19 protein-coding genes are annotated in these 23,215 nt (G+C 59.6%); 9 read left to right on the plus strand and 10 right to left on the minus strand.

The window, feature by feature from the left end; all coding sequences use genetic code 11:
* Positions 1 to 16: 16 nt before the first annotated feature.
* Both FN828_RS03015 and FN828_RS03020 read left to right on the plus strand, forming a co-directional pair.
* Complete coding sequence (locus FN828_RS03015) at positions 17 to 445, plus strand: GlcG/HbpS family heme-binding protein (protein WP_142491908.1); 429 nt, start codon at positions 17 to 19, stop codon at positions 443 to 445.
* A gap of 117 nt (positions 446 to 562) precedes the next feature.
* Entirely contained in the window at positions 563 to 1,339 is a 777-nt protein-coding gene (locus FN828_RS03020) for a gamma-glutamyl-gamma-aminobutyrate hydrolase family protein (RefSeq protein ID WP_142491909.1), read from the plus strand.
* 14 nt (positions 1,340 to 1,353) lie between these two features.
* Here the strand turns inward: FN828_RS03020 and FN828_RS03025 are convergent, their stop codons facing one another.
* The 3 genes from FN828_RS03025 to FN828_RS03035 form a co-directional block, all read right to left on the minus strand.
* Complete coding sequence (locus FN828_RS03025) at positions 1,354 to 3,906, minus strand: Hint domain-containing protein (protein ID WP_142491910.1); 2,553 nt, start codon at positions 3,904 to 3,906, stop codon at positions 1,354 to 1,356.
* Between the two features lie 144 nt (positions 3,907 to 4,050).
* Positions 4,051 to 6,291, minus strand: coding sequence for a xanthine dehydrogenase family protein molybdopterin-binding subunit (locus FN828_RS03030; protein WP_142491911.1), 2,241 nt, complete (start codon positions 6,289 to 6,291; stop codon positions 4,051 to 4,053).
* 3 nt (positions 6,292 to 6,294) lie between these two features.
* Positions 6,295 to 6,756, minus strand: a complete 462-nt coding sequence (locus tag FN828_RS03035) for a (2Fe-2S)-binding protein (protein ID WP_142491912.1) — start codon at positions 6,754 to 6,756, stop codon at positions 6,295 to 6,297.
* A 97-nt stretch (positions 6,757 to 6,853) separates the two neighbouring features.
* Here FN828_RS03035 and FN828_RS03040 point away from each other — a divergent pair, with 97 nt between their 5' ends.
* The gene (locus tag FN828_RS03040) at positions 6,854 to 7,456 is read left to right on the plus strand and encodes a TetR/AcrR family transcriptional regulator (protein ID WP_142491913.1); all 603 of its coding nucleotides are present in this window, start codon (positions 6,854 to 6,856) and stop codon (positions 7,454 to 7,456) included.
* A 3-nt stretch (positions 7,457 to 7,459) separates the two neighbouring features.
* On the opposite strand, the gene kynA is transcribed toward FN828_RS03040, so the two are convergent.
* The 3 genes from kynA to FN828_RS03055 form a co-directional block, all read right to left on the minus strand.
* Positions 7,460 to 8,296, minus strand: a complete 837-nt coding sequence (gene kynA, locus FN828_RS03045; RefSeq protein WP_142491914.1) for a tryptophan 2,3-dioxygenase — start codon at positions 8,294 to 8,296, stop codon at positions 7,460 to 7,462.
* A gap of 191 nt (positions 8,297 to 8,487) precedes the next feature.
* Positions 8,488 to 9,684, minus strand: a complete 1,197-nt coding sequence (gene kynU / locus FN828_RS03050) for a kynureninase (protein WP_142491915.1) — start codon at positions 9,682 to 9,684, stop codon at positions 8,488 to 8,490.
* A gap of 97 nt (positions 9,685 to 9,781) precedes the next feature.
* A complete protein-coding gene (locus FN828_RS03055) occupies positions 9,782 to 10,534 on the minus strand; it encodes an SDR family NAD(P)-dependent oxidoreductase (RefSeq protein WP_142491916.1) in 753 nt (250 codons plus the stop codon).
* A 168-nt stretch (positions 10,535 to 10,702) separates the two neighbouring features.
* On the opposite strand from FN828_RS03055, the gene FN828_RS03060 reads away from it, so the two are divergent.
* From FN828_RS03060 to FN828_RS03085, 6 genes are all read left to right on the plus strand, one after another.
* Positions 10,703 to 11,653, plus strand: coding sequence for an MBL fold metallo-hydrolase (locus FN828_RS03060; protein WP_142491917.1), 951 nt, complete (start codon positions 10,703 to 10,705; stop codon positions 11,651 to 11,653).
* Between the two features lie 247 nt (positions 11,654 to 11,900).
* Positions 11,901 to 12,350 carry a methyltransferase family protein gene (locus tag FN828_RS03065; RefSeq protein ID WP_142492049.1) on the plus strand — a complete coding sequence of 150 codons (450 nt, stop codon included), beginning with the start codon at positions 11,901 to 11,903 and terminating at the stop codon, positions 12,348 to 12,350.
* 125 nt (positions 12,351 to 12,475) lie between these two features.
* Positions 12,476 to 14,050, plus strand: a complete 1,575-nt coding sequence (locus FN828_RS03070; protein ID WP_142491918.1) for a Re/Si-specific NAD(P)(+) transhydrogenase subunit alpha — start codon at positions 12,476 to 12,478, stop codon at positions 14,048 to 14,050.
* Positions 14,051 to 14,066: 16 nt separating this feature from the next.
* A complete protein-coding gene (locus FN828_RS03075; protein ID WP_142491919.1) occupies positions 14,067 to 15,542 on the plus strand; it encodes an NAD(P)(+) transhydrogenase (Re/Si-specific) subunit beta in 1,476 nt (491 codons plus the stop codon).
* 112 nt (positions 15,543 to 15,654) lie between these two features.
* Entirely contained in the window at positions 15,655 to 16,542 is an 888-nt protein-coding gene (locus FN828_RS03080) for an alpha/beta hydrolase (RefSeq protein ID WP_142491920.1), read from the plus strand.
* A 286-nt stretch (positions 16,543 to 16,828) separates the two neighbouring features.
* On the plus strand, positions 16,829 to 18,103 hold the full coding sequence (locus tag FN828_RS03085) for a DUF3422 family protein (protein ID WP_142491921.1): 1,275 nt from the start codon (positions 16,829 to 16,831) through the stop codon (positions 18,101 to 18,103).
* Here the strand turns inward: FN828_RS03085 and FN828_RS03090 are convergent.
* The 4 genes from FN828_RS03090 to FN828_RS03105 all read right to left on the minus strand — a co-directional run bounded on the left by FN828_RS03090 (position 18,039) and on the right by FN828_RS03105 (position 23,089).
* A complete protein-coding gene (locus tag FN828_RS03090) occupies positions 18,039 to 19,100 on the minus strand; it encodes a YeeE/YedE family protein (protein WP_142491922.1) in 1,062 nt (353 codons plus the stop codon). The genes FN828_RS03085 and FN828_RS03090 overlap by 65 nt on opposite strands.
* 218 nt (positions 19,101 to 19,318) lie before the next feature.
* Positions 19,319 to 20,281 carry an ABC transporter permease gene (locus FN828_RS03095; RefSeq protein ID WP_142491923.1) on the minus strand — a complete coding sequence of 321 codons (963 nt, stop codon included), beginning with the start codon at positions 20,279 to 20,281 and terminating at the stop codon, positions 19,319 to 19,321.
* The gene (locus tag FN828_RS03100; protein WP_142491924.1) at positions 20,274 to 21,281 is read right to left on the minus strand and encodes an ABC transporter permease; all 1,008 of its coding nucleotides are present in this window, start codon (positions 21,279 to 21,281) and stop codon (positions 20,274 to 20,276) included. Before FN828_RS03100 ends, FN828_RS03095 begins: the two co-directional genes overlap by 8 nt.
* Before the next feature lie 107 nt (positions 21,282 to 21,388).
* Positions 21,389 to 23,089, minus strand: coding sequence for a peptide ABC transporter substrate-binding protein (locus FN828_RS03105; protein ID WP_142491925.1), 1,701 nt, complete (start codon positions 23,087 to 23,089; stop codon positions 21,389 to 21,391).
* Positions 23,090 to 23,215: the final 126 nt, after the last annotated feature.

Genomic DNA, 23,215 nt, shown 5'->3' on the forward strand with positions numbered 1-23,215 from the left:
TGAAAAGGGGATGGGGATGTCCGGGATTTCATTGAAAAAGGCGCGGATCATTATCCGAAAGGCGATGGACGCGGGAAACGCGGCGGGGATGAAACCGTTGAGCGTGGTTGTGTTGGATGCCGGTGGGCATGTCATCGCATTTGAGCGCAGCGACGGGGCCGCGCCGGGCCGGTTCGCGATTGCGCAGGGCAAGGCCTATGGCACGGTCATGCTGGGCATGGCCGGGAAGGCGCAGATGGCACGGGCCGAAGCGCAGGCCTATTTCATGGCGGCGGTAAACGGGGTTTACGGCGGTCAGGTTATCCCGGTGCCGGGTGGCGTTCTGGTGCGTGATAAACGCGGCACGGTGCTGGGCGCTGTCGGCGTGACGGGCGATACATCTGACAACGATGCGGCGGCAGCCCTGGCCGGGATCGAAGCGGCGGGATTGTTGGGCGAGGCCTGATCCCCTGCCGAAATCGCAGGCATCTGCGCGGGCGCTGTGCGTTTTCGCGCAGGTTTCTTGTTTTGTAACTTGTTCGGGGCATATACTCTGGCAGGGAAAGACAGGAAAAGGCGCGACATGACCCGACCCATCGTAGGCATCATCGGCAACCATCATCTGATCAACGAAACCTATCAGGTTCACGCGGGCGGTGTGATGAACACCGAAGCGGTGTCTTGTGTGTCGGGATGTTTGCCGGTGCTGATCGCCGCCGATCCGCGATTTGTCAGCGTCGATGAATTGCTGGAAACCTGTGACGGGTTCGTGCTGACTGGCGGGCGGCCCAATGTCCACCCCGAAGAATACGGCGAACCGGCCACCGCCGCGCATGGGGATTTTGATCGTAACCGCGATGCGATTACCTTGCCGCTGGTGCGGGCCTGCGTGGACCGTGGGCAGCCGTTTTTGGGGATTTGCCGGGGCTTCCAAGAGGTGAACGTAGCGATGGGCGGGTCTTTGTACCCTGAAATCCGCGATTTGCCGGGGCGGATGAACCACCGGATGCCCCCGGATGGCACGCTGGAAGAAAAATTTGCCCTGCGCCATAAGGTGACATTCACCGAAGGCGGGCCGTTTCATCACCTGATGGGCGCGCCCGAAGTGATGACCAATACGCTGCATGGGCAGGGGATCAAGACCGCAGGCAAGCGGATCGTGATCGACGGTTACGCCCCCGATGGCACGCCCGAGGCGATTTATGTCGAAGGGGCCAAAGGATTTACCATGTCCGTGCAATGGCACCCCGAATGGGACGCGGCGAACGATCCGGTGTCACGCCCGCTGTTCAGCGCTTTTGGCGATGCGGTGCGGGATTGGGCGGCACAGAAAACCGGCCGTTTGTTGAAAACCGCCTGATTTCCTGCCGCGCTTCAGGCCGGGGTTAGCAGCCGTGCCTCGTATTCGCGCAGGCAGGGGCGGGCCGTGTCACCAAAACTGTCGGGATCGCTGCGCAATTCCGGGAACAGGGCGAATAATTCCTCGCGCGCGCTGCCCATAACCCCGTTCAGCCCATGCCGTCCGGGGTGGAAGCTTTCGCTGGCGGCCCCTTCGGCAAAGATGATTTCGTGCCGGTCAAACAGGATATGGACATAGTCGATCTGGTCTTTTTCGACTTGCCGGATCGTTTTGCCGTTGACCAGATGCCGGGCCGCGACCAGCACCTCGGTGGAGTTGAACAGCAAGGTTGCCGCTGGGGAATGGTGCAATATCCGGTGCTGCGGCGATACGATCAGGGCACGATGATTGCCCACGGTTCCGGGGGCGAAACGGATTGGGGCAAATTCACCCTGACCGGGGACGCGCCGCCGCCCGGCCCAGCGGACGGGTTGCACGCCATTGTCGCGGGTAATGACCGGGTCGCCGGGGCGTAAATCCTCGATCCGGCGGGGTCCGTGTGGGGTTTCGATACGGGTGCCTGCCTTGAAGCAGATGACCACGGATTCAATGTTTGAAAAGGTAACGACTGTGCCATCGGCCAATGTGACGCTGCCCGCCAGATCGCTGGGGACGGTGTTGGTATAGGTGATCGACCCCCAGTCGATCTGTCCGCCAAAGTCGATTGTGTCGCCGGACCCTTCGCCGCCTTCGCCGCCATCAATGGTGATTGTGCCGCCGCCGCCCTGAATGGTGAAGGTATCGTCGCCTGCGCCGCCTGTAGCGGTATCGCCACTGCCAACGGTGATCTGATCGTTACCCGTGCCACCCGACAGGATGTCAGCCCCGCCCCCGCCCGACAGGATGTCGTCACCGTCGCCGCCGATCAGCGTGTCGTTGCCATCGCCTCCAAGCAACGAGTCATTGCCGATGCCGCCGTCAACCAGATCGTTCCCGGTGCCGCCAAGGATGGTGTCGTCGCCTTCTTCGCCATAAAGGAAGTCATCGGCCCCGGCGCCATCTATGTAATCGTTGCCGCCCCCGCCGTAGAACACGTTGGTCCAGGCGGTGCCATTGTCGATCCCCTGCATATCATAGCCGGTCAGGGTGTCGTCCCAGTCAGAGCCGATAATCCCGTCCAGACCGCCCGCCAATGTGTCGCCTTCGGCATCGCCGCCGCTGGCGGTGCCAAGGCCAAGGTTGACGTCGACCCCGGCAGAAGACCCGGAATAATCCAGATAGTCCATGCCAGCGCCAGAGCTAAGGCTGTCGCCCCCCGCGCCACCGGCCAACGTGTCATTGCCGACGCCGCCGATCAGCGTATCGCTGCCATCGCCCCCGCCCAGCCAGTCATCGCCGTCTTCGCCATAGATCAGATCGTCGCCCGCGCCGCCCAGAATGGTGTCGTCGCCCGGCGTCAGCGGGATGGTTTCAAAATGCACATCCGAAACAATCAGGATTTGGCCATTCGCAAATCCGTTGTCGTAATCAATGCTGATGGATTGAACCGGGCCGGGGATCGTGACTAGCACGGACCCATCTGCATCGGTATAGCTGTCGCGGGTCAGATCGGCGGTTACGGTGTTGCCGGAAACGACATCCTCGCCATTATCCCCCAGCAGAACTGTAACAGTGTTCCCGTTGGCATCCACGGCGGTGATGGTGATCACGTCCTGCCAGCCGTCCTGTAAACCGTCCACATCGTTCAGGCGAAAGCTGACGTTTTCCACGTTGTCGGAGAAAGAATCCGGCTGGTTCGTTGTGAAATCAAGCGTGACCGTTCCGGCGTCGCCGGTGTTCTGGCTGCCGATCTCTAGCGCAGAGGTGCTGTTGAACCCCTCGCCGCTGCCGACATAGGACGTGGTGGTGGATTCAACGGTGAAAGTCGTGTTTGGGTTGCCATCCGTCGAAAAGCTGACATTGACATCCATGACGCCCGTGGTTTGGGTAAACCCGCCAGAGATGTCTTGTTCATCGCTGCCCGCAGAGGACCAGTTCATCGATTCCGCAGTAGAGGCGGCGGAGGTAACATCATCGCCGTAAATAACGTCATTGCCATCGCCGCCGTCGATGTAATCACTGCCGCCGCCGCCAGTGATGGTGTCATCCCCTGAGCCTGCATATACGGTGTCATCGCCGCCTGCGGCCTCGATGGAATCGCCCATGCCGCCGGTGCCTGTGCCGATCCCGTCATCCACATGGTCACCATCCGGATCGCCACCGTAGCTGGCATCAATCAGATCGTCCGCGCCGGTGCCTTCGACCGTGTCGTCCAGTGTCGTATAGCTGGGGACCGTGCTGGCCGAGGCGGATTGTACCAGATTGAGCGTTGAACTGGGAACGAAATACACGTTCCCATTCGTTGCTTCGTAATAGGTGCCGGTGATGGTCCGATAGGACGAGGATTGATACCAATATTGTCGTCCATAATAGCTCATGCTGCCCGATCCGATGACGGATGCGCTGCTGAAGCTATAGGTGGAGGTGCCGATGGTATCGCCACTATTTAACGAATAATTACCAAGTGTAACCAGATACCCGGTGGGCATTATACTGCTCCTGCCTTTGGGGATTTCTGGCGAAACCCCCTGCCTTTTGCCTTTATTTACCTTCTTTCGAGGTATTTTTACGCAAAAGATACTTCAGACAGGGCCTTGCGGCAAGTGAAGCGGCGCGCGAAGTCGCCGCTTGTGTCAAGTCAGCAACGGGAATTGCCCAGCCAGCGGCAATGTGCGGGCGCGTTTTCCCGTCAGGTCGAACAGTGCATTGGCCAGTGCCGGTTTCGACGGCGGCGTTCCCGGTTCGCCAATCCCGGAAATATGCGGCTTGTTTTGCAGGATACGGGTTTCGATCCGTGGGGTGTTGTGCAGCCGCAGGGCATCGTAGTCGGGGAAATTCTGCTGTTCTGCCGCCCCGTTCTCAAAGGTGATCTGCCCATGAACCGCGGCGGACAATCCGTAAATCAGTGCGCTTTCCATCTGGGCCTGAATAATCGCGGGGTCCAGCGCCACGCCAACATCCGCCGCGATCCATGCGTTCGCGATACGGATCGTGCCGTTTTCATCCAAGACCTCGATGACTTCCGCCACGGGCGTGCCGAAGGACCATGTATAGGCCACGCCGCGCCCCACACCATCAGGGGTTTTTCCCGTCCAGCCAGACATGTCGCGCACTGCTTCCAGCGTGGCGGCGGAATGAGGATCTTCGTCACGCATCATATCCAGCCGGAATTCCAGCGGATCGCGCCCGGCGGCATGGGCCAGTTCGTCGATGAAACTGTCATGCAGGAAGCCGTTGTAGGACGCCCCGACCGAGCGCCAGAACCCCACGGGCAAATCCAGATCGGCTACATAGCCCCGAATGCGGTAATTGGGGATGCGGTAGGGTTGATCGAACGCCCCTTCGACCAGCGCCTTGTCCGGGCCACCCATCGGCAGGCCCAGCATCCGCCCCCCGGCCTGCACGGTTGTGGATTGGGTGGCAATCTGCCCGTCCAGCAGCACAGCCTTGCCGTCCTTGACCGCGCCACGGAACCGCGCCACCGCGCCGGGGCGATAGAAATCGTGGGTCATGTCCTGTTCGCGTGACCAGGTTAGCTGCACCGGGGTTCCCTTCATCTGAACCGCCAGACGGGTGGTATATTGGGCATAGTCCACCTCGCCCCGCCGCCCGAAACCGCCGCCCAAAAGCGTGGTGTGGACGGTCACGGCATCCGGCGACAGCCCGGCGATTTTGGCGCATTTTTTCTGTAGAACGATGGGGGATTGATTGCCCGCCCAGACGGTCAGGCTGTTGTCCTCGTACAGGGCGGTGGCGTTCATTGGCTCCATCGTGGCGTGGGCCAGATAGGGCAGGCGATATTCGGCGGTGATTTCTGTGGCCCCGGCAGGCAGGGTTTCGGCATCGCCATCGTCGCGCATGGTGGAATTGGCCCCGGCGTCAAAGGCGCGGTCCAGTGCGGCGTCAATTGCGGCCATGCTGGCGGGGTGGGGGGATGGTCCCCAATCCACCTGTACCGCATCGGCGGCCTGCATCGCCAGCCATGTGTTGCGGGCAACCACGGCAATGCCGTCACCCAGATCATAAACCGCTTCGACCCCCGGCATGGTTTTGGCTGCGCCGGCGTCAAAGCCCCGCATTGCGCCGCCCAAATAGGGATTCAGCCGCAGGGCGGCGAATTTCATGCCCGGCACGCGAATGTCGATCCCGAATGTCGCGGTCCCGGTGGATTTTTCCACCATGTCCACGCGCGGCACGGAACGGCCCAGTTGTTTCCACGCGGACCGGGGGCGCAGCGCCACCTGCGGCGGATCAAATTGCGCGGCTTCCGGGGCCAGATCGACATAGCTGATCCGCGTCCCGTCCGGGGCGATCACATGGCCGCTTTCCGTGCGCAGGCGATCCGGCGCAATGCCCAGACGTGCCGCGGCCGCCAGTTTCAGCGCCTCGCGGGCGCTGGCCCCGGCGTGGCGCATTTTTTCATACGCATCAACAACCGAGGTGGACCCGCCCGTGATCTGCACCGACAGCAATTTGCCCGCCTGACCAATGGCCCCGGCCAGATCATGCTGGAAATCGCTCATGGCGTATTCCTTGAAGGGCAGTGCGCTGGCCAGAACGGCCTGATTGAAATAGGCCTGAGCGGGCGGGCCGTGGCGGGTGGTGATGTCCGCCATGTCGATATCCAGTTCTTCGGCCACCAGTGCCGCCAGCGTGGTATGAACGCCCTGACCCATTTCGGCGCGGGGGGTGATGATGCTGACCCCATTGCCGTCAATCAGCACATAAGGGTTCAAAACCGCCTGACCTGTGCCGGGTTTCAGCGGGTTGGGCGGGGTTTCACGGATTTTATAGACGCCAAAAGCCACCCCGCCGACGATCGCGGCGGACCCGATCAGAAAGCTGCGGCGGGCAATTTTTTTGAGGCTGGTCATGGGTTAACCCTCTATCATTTTGGCAGCGTCATGGATGGCGGCGCGGATACGGGGATAGGTGCCGCAGCGGCACAGGTTACCCTGCATGGCCTCGTCAATTTCGGTATCCGACGGGGCAGGGTTCGCAGCCAGAAGCGCCGCCGCCTGTATGATCTGCCCGGACTGGCAATAGCCGCATTGGGCGACCTGATGTTTCACCCACGCTGTTTGCAGGGCGTGCATCTGGGCCGGGGTTCCCAACCCTTCGATCGTGGTGATGCCCCCCCAGACATCGGACAGGGCGACTTGGCAGGATCGTACCGCTTCGCCGTCAATCTGGACGGTGCAAGCCCCACAGGCGGCGACGCCGCAGCCGTATTTGGTGCCGGTCAGGCCCAGTTCGTCACGCAGTACCCACAGCAGGGGAACATCGTCGGGCAAATCGACGCTGTGGGTGGTTCCATTCACGTTTAACAGGGCTGGCATGGGGGCCTCCGGCTCTTAATAAGGTTTCTGACAAAATGGGCGAAATGTGTCAGTGTGTCAATTGACATTTTGATTAAATTCTGTCAGGTCGTCAGGAATGCAGGCAAATACACACCCCATCTCATGCGACGATCCAAAGCAGCAGGCCATTCTGGCCTCGGCTTTTGACGCGTTTCGCCAATATGGTTTCAAGCGCACCTCGATGGAGGATATTGCCAAGGGGGCGGGCATGTCCCGTGCCGCGCTGTATCTGCATTACCGCAATAAAGAGGATATTTTTAGGTCGCTGACCGAGGGGTATTACGATCTGGCGGTGGCGCAGGTGTCCGAGGCGCTGAGCCGCGATCTGCCCCCGGCAATGGCGCTGCAACTGGCGTTTGAAACGCAGGCTGGCCCTGTGTTCGAGGCGCTGTTGTCATCGCCCCACGGACAGGAATTGCTGGATACGAAAATTGCCCACGGTGCAGATCAGGCCGCCTTGGGCGAGGCCCGGCTGTCGGCGGTTTATGCGACATGGCTGGAACGTCAGGCCGGGGCTGGGGCGGTGTCGCTGGCGGCATCGGATGGCGATGCACAGGCGCTGGCCGCCACTATGTTGGCGGCCCTGCATGGGGTGAAAACCAACCTGACCGATATGCGCGATTATCGCGGCGCGGTGGTGCGATTGGCCCGGCTGTTTGGCCGGGCGCTTGGGAGATAGCCCCTACAGCCCGGTTCGCAGGTGCCATAGTTCGGGGAACAGTTCGACCTGTAGCATCCGCGACAGGTAGCTGGTGCCGCTGGTGCCGCCGGTGCCGCGCTTGAACCCGATCACGCGTTCGACGGTGGTCAGGTGATTAAAGCGCCAGCGTCGGAAATAATCCTCCAGGTCCACCAGCTTTTCGGCGAGTTCGTACAGTTCCCAATGGGTTTCAGGCGATTGGTAAACCGTGGTCCATGCCGCCATGACCTGTGGGTTGGCCTGATAGACGTCACCCAACGGGCGGGACAGAACGGTTTCGGGCAGGGGTGCGACCTGTGCCAGATGATGCAGTGCGGTATCGTAAAGCGAGGGGCGGGCCAGTTCCTGTTCCAGTTGGCTCAGCAGATCCGGGCGGTGGGCGTGGGGGCGTAACATGGCGGTGTTGCGGTTGCCCAGCATGAATTCAATCATCCGGTATTGCCACGATTGAAACCCGGAACTTTGCCCAAGGCTTTCGCGGAACCGCGTGTAATCCGAGGGCGTCATGGTGCGCAGCACGTCCCATGCGTTGTTCAACTGCTCGAAAATGCGGGCGACGCGGGACAGCATTTTAAACGCGGGGCGGAAATCGCCCTGTTGCAGGGTGGCGCGGGCGGCGGTCAATTCGTGGATCGCCAGCCGCATCCACAGTTCCGAGGTCTGGTGCTGGATGATGAACAGCATTTCATCATGGGCATCTGACAGCGGGTGTTGCGCGGTCAGGATCGCGTCCAGCCCAAGGTAATCGGTATAGCTCATGCGGCCATCAAAGGCCATTTGAGCGCCGTCTTTGGCGGGGTCATATGCGGAATTGGTCATCGGTGGTCCTGTCTGATCAGCGGTGCACAGGTGGTAAGGCCTGCGCAATGAGTATTTATAGCAAGATGAAAGCGAGGGTGTTTTCGCTGCTCTGGCTTAGCTGTTCAGGCAAGAGGTCTGCGCATGGCGGCGCCAATAGGCTGCCCAGCCCGAAGGCTGGCACAGCGGGATATGGTCAGTATCAGGGTGCATCAGGTGACAGCCTGACGGGTCATGTAATCGGGGTGATCCCACAATTTGTTGTCCATCACGTCCTGTAGGATTTCGGCGGCGCGGATCACGTCCTGATCGTCGATATAGAGCGGGGTAAAGCCAAAGCGCATGATGTCCGGGGCGCGGAAATCGCCGATCACGCCGCGGGCAATCAGGGCTTGCATGGCGGCGTATCCGTTTTCAAAGCGGAACGACACCTGACTGCCGCGTTCGCGAGGGTCGCGCGGGGTGGCCAGTTCCAGCATCGGGCAACGGCGCTCGACCTGTTCAATGAACAGCGCGGTCAGTTGCTGCGACCGGGCGCGGATCGTGGCCATGTCGGTTTCGTCCCAGACATCCAGCGCCGATTCCAGCGCGGCCAAGGCCAGCACGGGCGGGGTGCCCACGCGCATCCGTTCAATCCCCGCGCCGGGGCGATAGCTTTGTTCAAACGCGAAAGGTGCATCATGCCCCAGCCAGCCGGACAGGGCCGGGCGCACGCGGTCCGCGTGGCGGGGGGCGACATAGATAAAGGCGGGCGCGCCGGGGCCACCGTTCAGGTATTTATAGGTACATCCCACCGCGAAATCGGCCTGACAGGCGGCCAGTTCCACCTGCGTGGCCCCGGCGGTATGGGCCAGATCCCAGACCGTAACCACGCCATGCGCATGGGCCTTGGCGGTCAGGCGGTTCATGTCATGCAGGCGGCCGGTGCGATAATCCACCTCGGTGATCAGGGTCACGGCGATGTCGTCGGTGATGTTGGCTTCGATGTCTTCGGGGGTGACTACGCGCAGTTCATAGCCGCGATCCAGCGATCTGATCAGCCCTTCGGCCATATACAGGTCCGACGGAAAATTGCCGCTGTCGGACAGGATCACCTTGCGGTCTGTGACGGCCAGATCCAGCGCCGAGGCCAGTGCTTGATAGACTTTGATCGACAGGGTGTCGCCCATGACAACGCTGCCGGGTTCGGCCCCGATCAGCCGGGCAATACGGTCGCCCACGCGGGCGGGCTGGGCCATCCATCCGGCCTTGTTCCAGCCGGTGATCAGCAGTTCGCCCCATTCGTCACGCATCACCCGATCCATCCGGGCGGGGGCGTCCTTGGGCAGGGGGCCAAGCGAGTTCCCATCCAGATAGATCACCCCATCGGGAAGGTGGAACCGGGTTTTGGTGGCGGCGAAATCGGTCATGGCGTGTCTCCTGTTGCAAGACACGCCATAACGGGTAAGGCAGTTCAGCGCCAACGATGGTTTTTGATCAACCCATCAGCGATTGTGATGGTGTGTATCAAATCTGCCCGCCAGCGATTTTGATTTCTTGCCCGTTGGTGCTTTCGCAAATGGGATCACACAGCCATAGCGCGGCGGCGGCCACCTCTTCGGGGGAGATCAGGCGCTTGTGGCGGTTCAGATCGACCATCATGGCGCGGGCTGCGTCATCGGAAACGCCGGTGCGGGCGGCGATGGCATCGGTGTTGCGGGTCACGATAGGGGTGTCCACATAGCCGGGGCAGATCGAATTGAAGGTATAAGGCCCGCCCATGAAATCCTCGGCGAAGGACCGGATCATGCCAATGACACCGTGTTTCGATGCGGCATAAGCCCCGGCCCCTGCGGACCCGCGCACACCTGCGATGGACGAAATCGCAATCACGCGGCCCCAATCGGTAGTCAGCATGGACCGCATGGATTCGCGGACGGTGTAGAAACAGCCATCCAGATTGGTCGCCATGATTTTGCGCCAGAATTCGGTGTCGGTTTTGTGCAGTTTGCGGCCTTCGGCAATCCCGGCATTGGCGACACAAATCTGGATCGGGCCGCGTTCGGCCACGGCCTGATTGATCACCTGCGCCACGGCTTTATCGTCGGTCACATCCATGACGGCGGGGAACATGTTGTCTTCGGCGACGTCTTCCAGAACGGCCATGCGGCGGCCTGTGATCGTGACTTTCGCGCCTTTGGATGCCAGAGCGCGGGCGATGGCCAGACCGATGCCGGTGCCGCCGCCGGTGACAAGCGCGTGTTTGCCGTTCAAATCCATTGGGTGTCCTCCTCGTTATCTCCCTGTTGGCACGATATGCGGGGGGCGGCAGATAGCAAGCCCCGCCGTCAGGTTATTTCAGGCGGGGGGTATTCAGCCGTATACAGGTGTCTTTACAAAGGTATTCATATCTGTGAATTTGTGTCCTGACTTTTAGGGAGGAGTTCCATGTACCGTTTTCTGTGTGCCACCGCGCTTTGCGCTTTTGCGACTGTCAGTTTCGCCAGCGAAGATATTGCCGATCAATATCCCCAGTCTGAACTGTATTCCAAACCCGTCGAGGTGATCCCGCATATCTTTTCCGCGATCGGGGCGACTGCGCCGCCGACCTATGAAAACAGCGGTCACAACAACAATCTGTCCTTTGTCGTAACGGGTGACGGGGTTGTGGTGGTCAATGGCGGGGCCTCGGCGCGGCTGGCAAAGGCGCTGCACGATGAAATCAAGGCGGTTACAGATCAGCCAGTGAAGCTGGTGATCAATGAAAACGGTCAGGGCCACGCGATTCTGGGCAATTCCTATTGGGCGGATCAGGGGGTTGATATCCTGATGCACGTCGATGCCGCGCATGAAGTGGCCGAAAATGGCGATTTCATCCTGCGCGGGATGCAGGGCTATAATAAGGACAAGGCTGAAGGCACGCGCATCGTGACGCCGACCATGACGTTCGAGGATGAATATGATTTCACGATGGGCGACGTGGAATTCAAGGTGCTGCATCTGGGACCGGCGCATGGGCCGGGGGATACACAGGTTTGGATTCCGCAGTGGAATTTCATGATTGCGGGCGACATTGCGTTCCACGAACGGATGCCCCCGATTTTCGGGGATACCTGCACAAGCTGCTGGATCGAAACATGGGAACAGGGGCTGGAACCGCTGAACCCGACCTATGTGATTCCGGGGCATGGCCACCCGACCAATCTGGCGCAGGTGCGCCGCTATACCCGCGATTATCTGGTCGACCTGCGCGAAAAGATCCGCGCCCACATTGATGATGGCGGCGATCTGGCCGGGGCGTATTACGTGGATCAGTCGCGTTGGGCGCATCTGGATACGTTCGAGGAACTGGCCACCAAGAACGCGGGCCGCGTGTACGAGGAAATGGAGTGGGAATAAATCCTGCCCGTTCGGATGAACAGAATGGCTGCGTGATCGGCGCGGCCATTTTCTGATTGTTTTGCCGGACACCCAGCCGTGCCGCATAATATTAATCTTACAATCAGGTTTTATTGAATGGCACCAAGATGCCGCGTGGAAACCGTAAGGTTACGGTGATAGGGTGCTGATCGGATCGGGTGTTCGGCTGGTGCCGGATGTGCCGGTTTCGCCCTGTAAAGACCAAGGGAATTGTGGTGTCGGAATGTTGAAATGGATTGATATTCCTCCGGTGTGGTTGCTGCTGGCCGCTGTATTGGCGTGGGGGCAGGCACCCTATTACCCGCTTGGGCTGTCGTTCGGCGGGATCTGGGCGGATTTCCTTGGGGGGATTTTGGTGGGCGGCGGGGTGCTGCTGATGTTGCTGGCCGTCTATGAGATGCGCCAGAAACGCACCACCTTTGTGCCACACCGCGATGCCTCGACGATGGTGACATCGGGCATTTTTTCGCGGTCGCGTAATCCGATCTATCTGGGGGATGTGTTGGTTCTGGCGGGGCTGATCCTGCGGTTTGATGCTGTTTTGGCGCTGCCGTTGGTGCCGATATTGCTGTGGGTGCTGGAAAAACGTTTCGTCATCCCAGAAGAGAATCGTCTGAGGATCAAGTTTCGTGCTAATTTTGCCCGGTATTGCGAAAAGACGCGCCGTTGGATTTGACAGCACGTTCGGTTCCGTGCATCTGGGGCGGGATCGACGCGAAATAATATTGCGCGCGCAATGAATAACATACTCCGAAAGTGTCGGAGAAAAGGGGTTAACTGTTCTGAAGGGGGACAAAAAAGTTGAAAATCGGAACTCCTAAGGAAGTATTCGAGGGGGAAAATCGCGTTGCGATGACTCCTGACTCGGCTCTGCAATTGCAGAAGCTGGGCTACGAATGCGCCATCGAGTCCGGGGCGGGTGCCGCTGCCGGCTTCTCGGACGACGCCTATGAAAAGGCTGGGGTCGAGATCATCAAAACCGCTGCTCAGTTGTGGAAGGGTGTGGATATTGTCGCCAAGGTGCGCCAACCCAACGAAACCGAACTGAAGCGGATGACCGAAGGTCAAACCCTGATCAGTTTCTTCAACCCGGCAGGCAATGCCGAAGGTTTGGAACTGGCCAAATCCAAGGGTGCCAACGTCATCGCCATGGAAATGGTGCCGCGTATTTCGCGCGCTCAGAAAATGGACGCGCTGTCCTCGATGGCGAATATCGCGGGCTACCGCGCGGTCATCGAAGCCGGGAACAACTTTGGCCGGTTCTTCACCGGGCAGGTGACGGCAGCCGGTAAAGTGCCGCCCGCCAAGGTGCTGGTTGTGGGTGCCGGTGTGGCCGGTCTGGCCGCCATCGGAACGGCGACGTCGCTGGGTGCGATCACCTATGCGTTCGACGTGCGCCCCGAAGTGGCCGAACAGGTCGAATCCATGGGCGCGGAATTCGTGTTCCTGGATTTCGAGGAAGAACAGCAAGACGGTGCCGCCACGGGTGGCTATGCGGCTGTTTCCAGCCCGGAATTCGCGGCGGCCCAGTTGGCCAAGTTCCGCGAACTGGCCCCGGAAATGGACATCGTGATCACCACCGCGCTGATCCCCAACCGCGAAGCCCCCGAGCTGTGGACCAAGGATATGGTCGACGCGATGAAGCCGGGTTCGGTGATCGTTGACCTTGCGGCGGAAAAGGGCGGCAACTGCAAGCTGACCGTCAAAGACGAAAAAATCGTGACCGACAATGGCGTGACCATCATCGGCTACACCGATTTCCCGTCGCGTATGGCAGCACAGGCATCGACCCTGTATTCGACCAACATCCGTCACATGATGACTGACCTGACCCCTGAAAAGGACGGCCAGATCAATCACAACATGGAAGATGACGTGATCCGTGGCGCGACCGTGACCTTTGACAAGGAAATCACATGGCCGCCGCCACCGCCCAAAGTGCAGGCCATCGCCGCGCAGAAACCCAAGGAAAAAGCCAAAGAGCTGACGCCCGAGGAAAAACGTGCGCAGGAAATCGCTGCATTCAAGGCCCAAACCAAGAATCAGGCGATCCTGCTGGGTGTCGGCACCCTGCTGATGCTGATCGTGGGTGCCTTTGCCCCCGAAAGCTTCATGTCGCACTTCATCGTGTTCGCCTTGGCCTGTTTCGTGGGCTTCCAGGTCATCTGGAACGTGTCGCATTCGCTGCACACGCCGCTGATGGCCGTGACGAACGCAATTTCCGGGATCGTGATCCTTGGCGCCCTGCTTCAGGTCGGCTCGGGTGATTGGCTGGTGGTCGTGCTGTCTGCCATCTCGATCCTTATTGCAACGATCAACATCGTCGGTGGCTTCATGGTCACGCGTCGTATGTTGGCGATGTTCCAGAAATCGTAAGGAAGGGAGCGGATAAATGAGCATCGGAATCGTTTCCGCCGCCTATATCGCGGCAGCTGTTCTCTTCATCCTGAGCTTGGGCGGTCTGTCCGGTCAGGAAAGCGCAAAACGTGCTGTATGGTACGGCATTGTGGGCATGGCGCTGGCCATTGTTGCCACCGTGTTCGGCCCCGGCATGGGCAACCTGCTGATCGTGCTGGTCATGGTTATGGCGGGTGCTTTCATCGGTCAGATGGTGGCGCAGAAGGTCGAAATGACCGAAATGCCCCAGCTGGTCGCGGCACTGCACTCGTTCGTGGGGCTGGCGGCTGTGTTCATCGGCTTTAACGCGCAGTTTGAAATGTCGCGTGTTGCCGAAATTCTGGCAGGTGCGCCCACCACGCTGAACGAAACCGGCCTGCTGGCTTGGTTGCATGATCAGGGTGTAGACGGGTTTGCTGGCAAGGTTGCGCATAAAACCGCGGTCGAGCTGAACATCCTGAAGGTCGAGGTGTTCCTTGGCGTCTTCATCGGTGCCGTGACCTTTACCGGGTCGGTCATCGCGTTCGGCAAACTGGCGGGTAAGGTTGACGGCAAGGCCAAGAAACTGCCCGGCGGTCACTTCCTGAATGCGGGTGCGGCGATCCTGTCGCTGATCCTGCTGGTGGTCTATTTCAACACTGGCGCCCTGTGGCCGCTGCTGGTGATGACTCTGCTGGCGTTCTTCATCGGCTATCACCTGATCATGGGCATCGGCGGCGCTGATATGCCGGTGGTTGTGTCTATGCTGAACTCCTATTCCGGGTGGGCTGCATCGGCGATTGGTTTCAGCCTTGGCAACGACCTGCTGATCGTCACCGGCGCGCTGGTGGGGTCGTCGGGTGCGATCCTGTCCTATATCATGTGTAAGGCGATGAACCGTTCGTTCATCAGCGTGATTTTGGGCGGCTTTGGTGGCACCACTGGTCCCGCGATGGAAGTCGAAGGCGAACAAATCGCCATTGACGCCGATGGCGTGGCGCAGGCGCTGGATGACGCGGACAGCGTTATCATCATTCCGGGCTACGGTATGGCCGTGGCACAGGCACAGCAGAACGTGGCCGAACTGACCCGCCGCCTGCGGGCCAAGGGCAAGACCGTGCGTTTCGCCATTCACCCGGTTGCCGGGCGTCTGCCGGGCCACATGAACGTGTTGCTGGCCGAAGCCAAGGTTCCCTATGACATCGTGCTGGAAATGGACGAGATCAACGACGACTTCCCGGAAACGGATGTGGCAATCGTGATCGGTTCGAACGACATCGTGAACCCTGCTGCACAGGAAGATCCGAACAGCCCCATCGCCGGTATGCCGGTTCTGGAATGCTGGAAGGCCAAGCAAGTGTTCGTGTCCAAGCGCGGTCAGGGCACTGGCTATTCGGGCATCGAAAACCCGCTGTTCTACAAGGAAAACACCCGCATGTTCTATGGCGACGCGAAAAAGTCGCTGGATGATCTGCTGACCAAGATCAGCTAAGGGTTTTCCCTCGGAAACGGAAAAGGCGGCTTCCTTGAAGCCGCCTTTTTTTCGTCACATCGCCCCCGTATCCGTATGGTTAACAAATAAATAACCATAAGGGGCAGGCAGAATGAAACCCAAACAGGCGTTTCGTAAATGCGCGTTTCAGGCGCAGGAGACCGGATTTTACCGCCAGATGACCCGGCATTTCGCGGTATTTGTACCGCGTGGGCGCACGTTGGTGGTGACATTTGACAATATGAAAAGCCGCGAAGCCCCCGCGCCCCGCTACCCGTGGGGGTGGGAGCTGATGGAAAAGCTGGGGCATTCCCATCTGGTGATTTGCATGACGCGCCGCAATGATTGGTTCCGTCATGCCGATCTGTTCGATTTCTTTGATGAATTGCGCGACACCGGATTTTTCGACCAGTTCGAGGATGTGGTGTTCTATGGATCGTCTATGGGGGGCTACGGGGCGTTGGCCTATGCGTCGGCGGCACCGGGGGCGCGGGTGGTGGCATATGTCCCGCAAACGTCGTTGAACCCCAGCCATACACTGTTTGAAACCCGGTATCGCGCCGGATTTCGCCGTGGGGACTGGCAGGACACGCGGTATGCCGACGCGCTGGAAGGGGCGCGGACGGCGCGGGATGTGATCGTATTCTATGATCCCTTTCACGAACTGGACCGCCAGCATGTTGATCGCCTGAAGGATGTTGCGCTGACCCGATTGCGGTGTCCTTTTATGGGACATCGGGTGCCGCGTTTCCTGTTGCAGATGGGGATTTTGCGGGGTGTGGTGACGCGGGCCTTGGACGGGACATTGACAGAACAAAGGTTTGTCCGCGCGATAGAGGCACGGAAATCCAACCGGGGCTTTGTGCGCAGTTTGCTGGCACAAGGGTTGGAACGGGGGCATCCCCAGTTGGCCGCTGCGGCGTTGGAACGGTTTGAACGCAGTCATGGTAAGGCCATGCCGAAATACCGCCGGTTGGTTTCCGAAAAACTGGCAGCCTGAGGGCGATACGTCCGATTTGACAATCCGCAGGTCCGCCGCGCTAATCTGTGCAGGAGGAGCAGCAAAGTCTGAGATGCAGCACCTTGGCTGCTCTGTGCTGGCCATCAACCCTTCTGCGATCTCGTCGGGCCGGAACTCACGCGGTTTGAGCCGCAGCATTTGCTAACACGGGTTCGCGCATGGTAGGGCGGTATACCGATGTATTCCGTCAAGCCATTGAAAATACTTTATCTTTTTTCAGTGTTGTGGCATCAAAGGCGCCAAAGCAACCCGGAAGGCCGCCTAGATGATCCTTGACCACCCGCTACGTTATGATCTGGCGAATGAATTACATGCGCGGCCTTTTCCGTCGCTGACTGCGCCCTGCACTGCGGTGTATCTGGCGATCAAACAGCCCGAAGATGCGGCCAGCCGGGACCGGGGGAAGGATCGCGCGCATTTGATTGCCCTGTTGGACCGCTATGGCGCGCCCCACCCACAGCCGGGGGCGACGCATTATTTTGGCACGCTGGGGCGATACTGGCTGAAGTGGGAACAGCACACTGAATTTGTGACCTATACCGCCTTCACCGAAAACCTGAGCGAACGCCCCTTTGACCCGGCGGATTTTTCCGTGTTTCCCGAAGAGTGGCTAAACGAGGCACCGGGCAAACGTGTGACCTCGGCGTTGATCCGGGTGGAGCCGTGGACGGAAATGCAGGTGGCGGCAGATCGGTTTAACGATTGGTTCGTTCCCGAAAGTCTGGCCGCCAGCCGAGTGCTGGATGACGCGGGGGTGATGGCTGGGGATTTTCGGATCGACCAATCCGGCCAGTTGCGATTTGGCGTGTTTGTTGGCCCGAATACCGGAGAGCGCCGGGTGGGGCGGATCGTGCAACGTCTGTGCGAGATTGAAACCTATAAAAGCCTGTCCATGCTGGGTTTTGCCCGCGCTAAGGAAATCGCCCCCCGGATGGCGGAACTGGATGCGCAACTGACAGGGTTGATGGATCAGATGACCTCGGACGCGCATTCAGCCGAAAGCACCTTGGCGGGATTGCTGGCAACCTCGGCTGAATTGGAACGGATGGTGGCGCGGAATTCGTTCCGCTTTGGGGCAACCGCGGCGTATGAGGCGATTGTGCATGACCGGATCAAGGTGATGCGCGAAGAGCGGTTTAATGGCCGCCAGACCTTCAACGAATTTATGATGCGGCGCTATGATCCGGCGATGCGCACGGTGAAATCCACCGAAAGACGGCTAGCCGCGATGGCGGATCGGGCGATCCGGGCGGGGGAATTGTTGCGCACGCGGGTGGATGTGGAACGGTCTGCCCAAAACCAAAAGCTGCTGGAAAGCATGGACCGCCGCGCTGATCTGCAATTGCGCCTGCAAAAAACGGTCGAGGGGCTAAGTGTGGTTGCGATCAGCTATTACGCCGTATCGCTGGCGGGATATGCCGCCTATCCCCTTGCAAAGGCCCTGAGCCTGAGCAAGGGGGATTTAACGGCGGTGCTTACTCTGCCGGTTGTAGGGGCCGTGTGGTGGATGCTGCGCCGGATTCAGCGGAAGATGCACTAAGCACCCGACCAGCCAGCCAGCCGCCAGCGGCGATGCTGGCGATGGCCAGCAGGGCGGCGATGGACAGGGTTGGAATACCTGACAGGCCCGCGCCCACGGTGCAGCCCCCGGCCAGCACACCGCCCACACCCATCAGGGCTGCGCCGGTCAGATAGCGGCCGGTTTGACGGGCGGTGTCAAAGCTTTGCCATTGGAACTGTCCCCGGATCAGCGCGGCGATAAACGCGCCGACTAACACGCCGCCCAGCAGACCCACGCCAAAGTTGGCGGAAATCGAGGTGCTGGCGATGGTCCAGAACAGGGTGTCAGCGGCGGGCGAGGTGAAGCTAAGGCTTTCCAGCGCGATCGGGTCGAAATCGTCATACAGAACGAACCCCGTACCGACCCATGCCAGCGGCACCAATGCGCCAATCAGCGCGGCCCCGATCAGGGTGCCAAAACGGTTGCCCGAGCGCAGCGCGATCCCCAGCGCCACCACCGCGATCAAAGCGGCCCAGATCAACGGATTGCCGGGCAGGGCTGCATTTTCCAGCGGAACGGTGACGCTGCCAAGGGCGGTGCGCACCGGGGCCAGAACGCCCTTTAGCGTGGCGTGGGCGATCACGGCGAACACGACCAACACCAGCGCGGCGCGCAAGTTGCCCGATCCGGTCAGCACGGTCAGGCGGGACACACAGCCGCGCGTCAGCACCATGCCGATGCCGAACAGCAATCCGCCCACAGCGATGGCCAGAACAGGCAGATCGGCGGCCATGAACCGATGATCGGCAAAGGAAATCAGATCGGCGCTGACTGCGGCCTGTGTTCCCAATACGGCCACGGCCAAAGCGGTCAGCCAGACGCCAGCGGCTTGGCGGCGATCCTCGCCCACGATGGCGCGGCGGAAACAGAAACGGGTGATCTGTGCCAGACCCCCAAAGGCAAGGCCGATCACCAGCGCGAAATAAACAGCCGCCTGCGGGGCGGTCAGGGTTTCGAAGCCGAAGGTTTCAAACATGATGTGTCCTCAGCAAGAGTTGGAATTTTTTCCCAAATGCCTTGGTTTGTTTTATGAATCAAGGGTGGTGCATCGTGGTGAATGACGGGATTTATGGAACAAGTTCCCAAAATGTGTGAATTGGCAAAACATATTGATCCATGCGAATGGATTCACATGAAAACGGCCCGCCACTGATGCGGCGGGCCGTGCTTTGATCCTTTTTTCGCCCTCGGGCCTTAGCGGCCCCGAATACGCGGGTCCAGCGCATCGCGCAGACCATCGCCCAGATAGTTCACACTTAGCACCGTCAGCGAAATGGCGACACCGGGCCAGAACACCCGTTCGGGGTATTGTTGCAGGTAATCGGTGGCGTCAAACAACAGACGGCCCCATGTCGGGAAATCCGGCGGGAAACCAAGGCCCAAAAATGACAGCGCGGATTCCGTGATGATCGCATTGGCAATCCCCAACGTGGCGGATACCATGATGGGCGACAGCACGTTCGGCAGAATATGCCGTGTGATCATCTTGGTGTTGGTCGTGCCGATAGACCGGGCCGCCAGAACGAATTCGCGTTCCTTCAGCGCCAGCACATCGCCCCGCACGATCCGGGCCGTGGGCATCCAGCTTGTGACGCCAATGGCAACCACGATCAGGATGAAAATCCCGGTTTCCGGCCCGAATGCGGCGTTCAGCGGATCGCGGAACAACAGCACCATCACCAGCAGCAGCGGCAGCAGGGGCAGGGCCAGAAACAGGTCTGTCATCCGCATCAGCAACCCGTCCAGCCGTTTGAAAAACCCGGCCAGAACCCCGACAAGGCTGCCAAGGAACAGCGCCAGCAACATCGCGGTGATCCCCACGGATACGCTGGTTTGCCCGCCTGCCATCATCCGGGCCAGCGTATCGCGGCCCAACTGATCCGTGCCCAGCGGATGTGCAAAGCTAGGCCCCTGATTACGTGACCGGATGTCGATATAGGTGGCATCATAGGGCCACAGCAGCGGCCCGACAAAAACCAGCAACACGATCAGAAGGAAAATAATCCCGCCCAGCATTGCGCCTTTGTGGTGTTTGAACTGGTCCCAAACGTCGCGCCACTGGCTGCGCGGCGGGGCGACGGGGATCGGATCTGTCAGGGCGCCCGCCGGGGTGGCCCCGCCAGAACCCGGCGCGATTTTTTGTGTCGGCTCAGTCATAGCGAATCCTCGGGTCCAGAACGCCATACAGGACGTCGGCAATCAGGTTGAACAGCACGATCAGCAGGGCAAAGATAAAGGTCAGGGTTTGCACCATTGGCAGATCGTTCGCTTCGATTGCGCCGATCAAAAGCTGGCCCAGCCCGTTCACCTTGAACACTTGTTCGGTGATAATGGCCCCGCCAAACACATGCGGCACCCCCAGCGCGATCACGGTCACAACCGGGATCATCGAGTTGCGCAGCACATGCACCAGCACCACGACCTTTTCGCCCAGCCCTTTGGCGCGGGCGGTACGGACGTAATCCTGATTCAGGTTATCCAGCATCGACGCCCGCATGAACCGGCTGATTTGCGCCGCGTTATACAGCGCCAGCACGAACACGGGCATCGCCATCTGGCGGAATTGGAACACCAGACTGTCCCAATCAGTCACCTTATGCGTGGTGTCATAGATTGATGGGAACCAACCCAGATTGACCGAAAAGATCACGATCAGCAGCACCCCGGTAAAGAAGGTCGGGACGGAAAAGCCGATCATGGAAATAAATGTGCCGACCTGATCGAAGATCGAATACTGTTTGTAGGCGGAATAAATCCCGATAGGCAGGGCGATCAGAACGCCCAGAATATAGGACATGCCCACAACCCACAGCGTCTGGGGCATACGCTGCACCACGATGTCCATAACCGGGCTGCGGGTCTGCCATGACAGCACGCGCAGTTTGCCTTCGGACAGCGAGGTGCCAAACAGGTTGTCGATCAGAACCTGCGGTTCGATCCAGAAGAATTGTATCAGCCATTTCACAAAGCGAATATGGACGGGTTCCCCCAATCCCAGCGCCTCGCGCATACGTTCTTTGACTTCGGGGGGGACAGTCAGTGGAACCTGTGCCATCGGATCGCCGGGGGCCAGTTCCAGTAACAGGAAAATCACAAGACTGATGAACAACAGCGTCGGGATGGCCAGAACCAATCGACGTATCGTGAATGTCAGCATGGTAGCGCCTTTGCGGCTTGTCGTTAGTGAGGAGAGGGCGAAACTACGGACGCCCTGAAATGCAAAAAGCCCCGGCCGGTGATGGCCGGGGCTGTGCATATCGCAGATTATTTAATGCGATACCAGTCAGCAGCGTTCCACAGTTCCGAATCCCAAGTGTTCAGGACGACACCGCCCAGAGTGTTGGAATGTGCGGACACGCGGCCACGGTCGACCAGCGGCACAACGACATAGCTGTCTTTGGTCAGCATTTCGTTCAGCTTTTTCGCGATCTCACCACGCTTGGACAGCTCGCCGGTGCGGCCCAGTTCTGCAACCATCGCGTCATAGGCGGGGTCACAGAAACGGTTGATGTTTTCACCCTGCCACTGTGCTTCCGGCTTGGGGGCCTTTTCACAGGTGTGCTGTGCCAGATATGCCTCGGGGTCGGTGCCGTCGAAGTTGTTGGCGTACATTTCCACGTCAGCATAGAATTTCTGGAAGGTGTCGGGCGAACCCGGATCGCCACCGAAGAACACCGAACCCGAAATGTTGCGCAGTTCGGTCTGAACGCCGATTTCGCTCCACCACTGTTTGATCAGGGCTTGGAAATCCTGACGCACCGCGTTGGTCGAGGTCTGGTACAGCAGCGACAGTTTTACGCCGTCTTTTTCACGGATACCGCCAGCGCCGACTTTCCAGCCTGCTTCGTCCAGCAGCGCCTTGGCGCCTGCGATGTCTTGCTTGAAGCAATCGGTGTTATCCGAGGCATACATGGCCGGTGCAGGCACCAGATTACAGGTCGGGCGACCTGCCTGACCATAGCCGATTTCCACCAGCAATTCGCGGTCAATCGCCATCGACAGCGCCTTGCGGACGCGGACATCCGACAGCATCGGGTGCGGGTGTTTCGCGGTCGAACGCTCGCCTTCGGGCAGGGACGGCGAAGGATCGGTCATGTTCATTTCGATCCGTTCCACCAGCGAACCAAAGCCGACGACGGTTTTACCTTTGCCGCCTTCCAGCATCTTCGCGATGACATCGGGGGCCAGTTGCAGGTTCCACGCGTAATCAAATTCACCGGTTTCCAGAACCGCGCGCCCGGCTGCGGTTGCATCGCCGCCACCCTTGAAGGTCAGCGTGGCAAAGGCCGGTTTCGCCGGATCACGATAGTTGGGGTTGGCGACCATCGAAATCACGTCGTTCGGCTTGAATTCGGTCACGGCGAACGGGCCGGTGCCGATGGGGCCAAAGTTGGCGCTGGTGCATTCCGGCGCACGCGGGCCGGTGCAGTTTTCAAACTGTGCCTTTTGCAGGATCGGGGATTGCGCGCCCATGAACGGGCCATAGGGGTTTGGCTTCGCCTCCGAGAAGTTCACCTTCACGGTCAACTCGTCAATGACATCAATGCTGCTGACGCCCTGAAACTTGGCCAACTGGGCGCAGCCGCCTTCGGGGTGCATACAGTATTCGGCGGTGAACTTCACATCTTCCGAGGTCAGCGCACTGCCATCAGACCATTTCAGGCCCGGCTTCAGTTTCCAGGTGATCGAGGTCAGATCTGCGGATACGCCACCGTTTTCAACGGTCGGGATGGATTCGGCCAGATAGGGAACCAATGCGCCATTCTGATCGTAGCGACCCAGCGGTTCCAGCACCAGCGAGGACGATTCCAAATCTTTGGTGCCGCTGGACAGATAGGGGTTCAGGATCGAAGGGGCCTGCCAATAAATAATATTAACATGGCCATCTGCGCCTCTTTCTGCGAAGGCGGCAGGGGCCAGACCGGCCATCGCTACCGCGCCAAGCATCAGGGACTTGAGTTTCATATCGCTCTCCTTGTTGGACACTTAATTTGTGTCTTGGTTTTTCCCCGTGGTGCGATCAGGGGTGATTCTGTCCACGGACTGATGAAAGGATGCACCAATATACCCTTATGGCACCATAATTTTTCT

The sequence above is a fragment of the Thalassovita litoralis genome (genome assembly GCF_900182725.1).
Lineage (GTDB): Bacteria > Pseudomonadota > Alphaproteobacteria > Rhodobacterales > Rhodobacteraceae > Thalassobius > Thalassobius litoralis.